This window comes from Actinocorallia lasiicapitis (genome assembly GCF_054778695.1).
The window spans coordinates 1-4,578 of sequence record NZ_BAAGZI010000437.1 but is presented as its reverse complement, the minus strand read 5'-3'; the positions used below and the strand labels follow the sequence as shown (position 1 = coordinate 4,578).

Sequence of the window (4,578 nt, the reverse complement as noted above, 5' to 3'; positions counted from 1 at the left end):
GCGGCGGGCGGCGCCGGGCTGCGCAGCTCCAGCCGCCAGCGGCCGGGGGCGGGGGACGGCGAGTTGAGCGCGCCTTCCAGCCGGATCAGCCCGTCGCGCGGCCAGATGCGTTCGACTTCGGCATGTGCCATGGGTCAGCAGTCTGGGCCGGTTCGGCGGGGCCGTGCGCGGGTTTGCCAAGCGTTGAAGCCCCGGCGTGTTGATCACGCCGGGGCTTCATCAAGGCTTGGCCTGGAGCAGGCTCAGCCGTCCGGATCAGACGGTGCTGAGCGCCCGCTCCGCCTCGAGGACGGCGGCCGTCGCGTTGACGACGGCGGCGATCCGCAGGGCCTCCTGGATCAGCTCGCGGCTCAGGCCCGCTTCGCGCAGGACCTTCTCGTGCGACTCCATGCAGCGGCCGCAGCCGTTGATCGCGGAGACGGCGAGGCACCAGAGCTCGAAGTCGACCTTGTCGACGCCGGGCTTGGCGATGACGCTCATCCGCAGCTTCGCCGGGAGCGTCGCGTAGTTGTCGTCGCCGATCAGGTGCGTGGCCCGGTAGTAGACGTTGTTCATCGCCATGATCGCGTTGGCGGCCTTGGCGGCCTCGAACGCCTCCGCCGACAGGTAGTCGCCGGCCTCGGCGGTCACCGCGGCGATCACCTGGGCGCTCTTGGTGGACAGTGCCGTCGCGACGACCGTGCCCCACAGCTGCTGCTCGGTCAGCTGCGAGGTGGTGGTCACCGAACCCAGGTTGAGCTTGATGTCCTTGGCGTAGGACGGCAGGGCGCTCTTCAGCGAGTCGATGCTCATGCTCAGGCGTCCGCGAGGAGCTTGCCGGCGTCCAGGGTGCCTTCGCCCTTGTTCCAGTTGCAGGGGCACAGCTCGTCGGACTGGAGGGCGTCGAGGACCCGCAGGACCTCCTTGACGTTCCGGCCGACGGAACCGGCGGTGACCATGACGAACTGGATCTCGTTGTCCGGGTCGATCAGGAAGGTGGCGCGCTGCGCGACGCCGTCCTTGGTGAGGATGCCCAGGTCGGTGGTGAGCTGGCGGTTGAGGTCCGACAGCATCGGGAAGGGCAGGTCACGCAGGTCTTCGTGGTTCTTGCGCCAGTTGTAGTGGGTGAACTCGTTGTCGGTCGAGACGCCCAGTACCTGGCAGTCGCGGTCCGCGAAGTCCTCGTTGAGGCGGCCGAACTCGGCGATCTCGGTCGGACAGACGAAGGTGAAGTCCTTGGGCCAGAAGAAGACGGCCCGCCACTTGCCTTCGTAGGACTTCTGGTCGATCGTCGCGAACGCGTTGTCGGCGTCGAGCGAGACGCAGGCGGTCATGCTGTATTCCGGGAACTGGTCACCGATGGTGAGCACAGGGTCCTCCAGGGTTCGTGGGATCGGTCGAGTCCCAGGTTGCCGCAGGTATCGTCATGTGAGAAATCAGTGTTGGCGTTGCGTAGCGATAGGAGATGGCTATCAGCCGCCCGACAATCGCCCAGTTGCGGGCTTTTCTCTCGGTTGCCGATCACCTGCACTTCCGGGACGCGGCCGCGGCGTTGCGCATGTCACAGCCCGCACTGTCCGGGGCGGTCGCCGCGCTGGAGGAGACCCTCGGCACTCAGCTCGTCGAGCGGTCCACCCGCAAGGTCCTGCTGACCCCGGCGGGGGAGCGGGTGGCGCGCCGCGCCGCGATCGTGCTGGCGGAGCTCGACCGGCTGACCGAGGAGGCCGTCGCCGACCGGGGCCCGCTGACCGGGCCGCTGCGCCTGGGCGTGATCCCGACCGTCGCGCCGTATCTGCTGCCCACGGTCCTGCCTTCGCTGCAGCGTGATTTCCCGGCGATGGAGCTGTCGGTCCGCGAGGAGCAGACGAGCCAGTGCCTGGCGGAACTGACCGCGGGCCGGTTGGACGTCGCGATCCTCGCCCTCCCTGTCGCGATGACGGGCACCGTCGAGATCCCGCTGTACGACGAGGATTTCCTGCTCTGCGCCCCGAGCGAGTACGACGTCCCCGAACCGCTGGACCGTGATGTCCTCGCCGATTTCGATGTTCTCCTCCTCAACGAAGGCCACTGCCTGCGCGACCAGACCCTCGACGTCTGCCGCGAGGTCGGCGCCCGCGCCGCCGCCGCCACCTACGCCACCAGCCTCGCCACCCTCGTCCAGCTCGTCTCGGGCGGCCTGGGCGTCACCCTCCTCCCCGAATCAGCGGTCGCCGTGGAGACCGGCCGCTCCGGCATGACCGTCCGCCGCTTCGCCGAACCGGCCCCTTTCCGCCGCATCGGCCTGGTCCACCGCGCCACCTCCCCCCGCACCACCGAGTACGCCGCCCTCGCCACCGCCCTCCGCACCGCCGTCCAATCCAAGGACTGGAAGGTCAAAACCGTCGCCTGACGCCTGTGGGTGCCTTGGCCGGTCAGGAGAGGTGCCGCCAGGGGGAGGCGGTGCTTCCGTGGAGAGCGGGCGCCGGGAAGGCGGGGACTCGGGCGCTGGCCGTGACGGTTCCGGCGCGGACGGCGGCCGTCAGATCCATTCGGGCGGCGAGCGCCTGGTAGAAGGCCTCAGCGAACAGGGCGGCGGTGCTGTCGTAGGTGACTCCGGGCCAGGAGACGACCGCGATCTCGGCGGTTTTGATCTTCAGTGCGATGGGGGTTGAGGCGCAGACACTGAGAATGATCAGCTTCGGGGGTGTGGGCAGTTCGTGGATCAGGTCGGTGAACGTGTCGTGGTCGGTCCAGAGCGGCACGCTGTCACTGCCGGTCAGCGCGATCCCCGAGTTCTCGTGGTGGGCGCAGAGATGCAGGACGTCGGGGCGGTGCGCGGTGAGTTTCGCGGGGAGTTCCTGCGGCTCCGGGCAGGTCAGCTCCCAGAACCCGAGCCGCGCCGCCTCGACGATCCGCCGGATCGCCCTGACCTCTGGGCCGAACAGGTTCTCGCCGGGGCGCGGATCACCGGAGACGACGAGCACACCGGTCGCGTGCCGGGCCGCTGCCGCCACACGGGTTCCTGGAAAGCCGTCCACCTGCGCCAGGGACGTCACCTGGGAGATCGCGTTGGTCGAGGACTGGAAGAGCGACTGCGACCAGTTCGAAGAAGTGCCACTCCAGCTCGTGACGGTGTTCCTGAAGCCGTCCTCCTCGCGGTCCTGAAGGATCTCAGGCCGTGGCGGCGCTCTGGGCGGTTGCGGCTTCGCGGTGGTCCTGTCCAGGTGATCACGGATGTCGGCTTCGGGGAGGCGGAGGGCACGGGCCAGTTCGGCTCGGCTGAAGCCTGCTTGCCGATGGCGGAGGGCCGCGTCCAACGCCATGGCGATCGCGATACCGCGCTCATGGCCGTTCGGCGCATCGTGGATCAGATCGCCGTACCGGGCGAGGTAGATGAGCGCAGAGGCATCGAGCCTGCGCGGCTCCTCGCTCACCGCTTCGGCTCACCGGCCGCCGGAGTCTCGAGCACCCCGATGAGCTCGTTGAGCGCCTGGGCGCGGCCGGGGTTCCGCCGCGCCAATCGGCGCAACCGTGCGATTCCCGCACCCCGCTGCGTATCGGTCGCGGCCTCCCCGGCAGCCCGCATCCAGGCTTCGGGATCGGACGCGCCGTCGTCGGAGGCCGCGAGGACGGCCGCCACCGATGCCAGGAACGGCGCCAGAAAGGCGTCGCTGGTCAGTGCCGGTGCCGCGTCCCGCAGAACCGCGAGCAGATCCAGATTCCCCTTCTCAAGGAACTGGTGGGCATGGTCGGCCGCCACAGTGAGGTCAGTGATCGCATCGAAGATCTCATCCAGATCGAGCTTCGCGAGCAGCGACAGGATCGCCCTGTGCTGCGCCGCAGCGGGGCTGTCGAGCCTGCCCAGATACTCGGCGACTTCCGGCTGACGGAGAGCATCGCGATGCGCGCGCAAATAGGCACGCGATTCGGTCCAGTTCTTCGCCGTGATCCAGCGCTGAACGAGGTCTGCACGCGCCTGCGCTGTCGACACGGCCTCGAGAACGGTTTCCAGGCCGTCCGCATTGATCGCATCAAGGAGATCGGCGAGCCGTTGGAGACCCGCAGAATCCGGATACCGTGCGCGAGCAGCATCCAGCCCGGCCCGGCCCTCCATGCTGGACAGATCAGCGTGTTCGGCGCGGAGGAAAGCAGCCTGCGTCGCCCAGTCCGGTGTGGCCAGCCATCGGTTCAGTCGCTCCACCTCCAGGTCGGTGAGCAAACGGGTGGCCCAAGACGGCCATGCAGGATCCGGCGTCATGGTTCCGTCTCCACCGGAGATGACCGCGTGCACAGCCCGCCGGGCGCGGCCCCGCGACGTGGAGTCGGGTTCCTCATCGGACCGCCGCACGGCCAGGTCGAGCACCGCCAGGCTCCCTGCTTGATCGCCTTGATCGATCTTCCGTCGTGCGAGCACGAGAAGACACTCGGCCTCCGCGCCCGCCCCCATCCCCGAAGCCACTGCGCGTAGCGCAGAGTCCACGTCGGACGAACGCCCCGATCCGACCAGACGTTCCGCATAGTTGTTGAGTGACGTGGCGAGGTTGGGGAGGTAGGCGGCGGGGCTTGTTTGGGCCAGGTCCTGGTAGGCGGCGACGGCTTCTTGGATGCTGGTCAGCGCTC

General features: G+C 68.7%; 5 protein-coding genes. 1 reads left to right on the top strand and 4 read right to left on the bottom strand.

Features of this window, described 5'->3' with window-relative positions:
- Nucleotides 1-255: 255 nt before the first annotated feature.
- Nucleotides 256-792 carry a carboxymuconolactone decarboxylase family protein gene (locus ACYVE7_RS29585; protein WP_460369276.1) on the bottom strand — a complete coding sequence of 179 codons (537 nt, stop codon included), beginning with the start codon at nucleotides 790-792 and terminating at the stop codon, nucleotides 256-258.
- Between the two features lie 2 nt (nucleotides 793-794).
- Entirely contained in the window at nucleotides 795-1,349 is a 555-nt protein-coding gene (locus ACYVE7_RS29580; protein WP_460369274.1) for a peroxiredoxin, read from the bottom strand.
- A 125-nt stretch (nucleotides 1,350-1,474) separates the two neighbouring features.
- Between ACYVE7_RS29580 and ACYVE7_RS29575 the strand changes: the two genes are divergently transcribed.
- Nucleotides 1,475-2,368: a LysR substrate-binding domain-containing protein gene (locus tag ACYVE7_RS29575; protein ID WP_460369272.1), complete on the top strand. Its 894-nt coding sequence runs from the start codon at nucleotides 1,475-1,477 to the stop codon at nucleotides 2,366-2,368.
- A gap of 22 nt (nucleotides 2,369-2,390) precedes the next feature.
- On the opposite strand, the gene ACYVE7_RS29570 is transcribed toward ACYVE7_RS29575, so the two are convergent.
- Nucleotides 2,391-3,392, bottom strand: coding sequence for a CHAT domain-containing protein (locus ACYVE7_RS29570; protein WP_460369270.1), 1,002 nt, complete (start codon nucleotides 3,390-3,392; stop codon nucleotides 2,391-2,393).
- Nucleotides 3,389-4,578 (bottom strand): hypothetical protein (locus ACYVE7_RS29565; protein WP_460369268.1); only part of this gene is annotated, 1,190 nt, incomplete at its 5' end. The genes ACYVE7_RS29570 and ACYVE7_RS29565, both read right to left, overlap by 4 nt.

Coding starts and splice junctions, on each gene's coding strand:
- ACYVE7_RS29585 (WP_460369276.1), bottom strand. CDS start 792: ATGAGCATCGACTCGCTGAAGAGCGCCCTGCCGTCCTACGCCAAGGAC.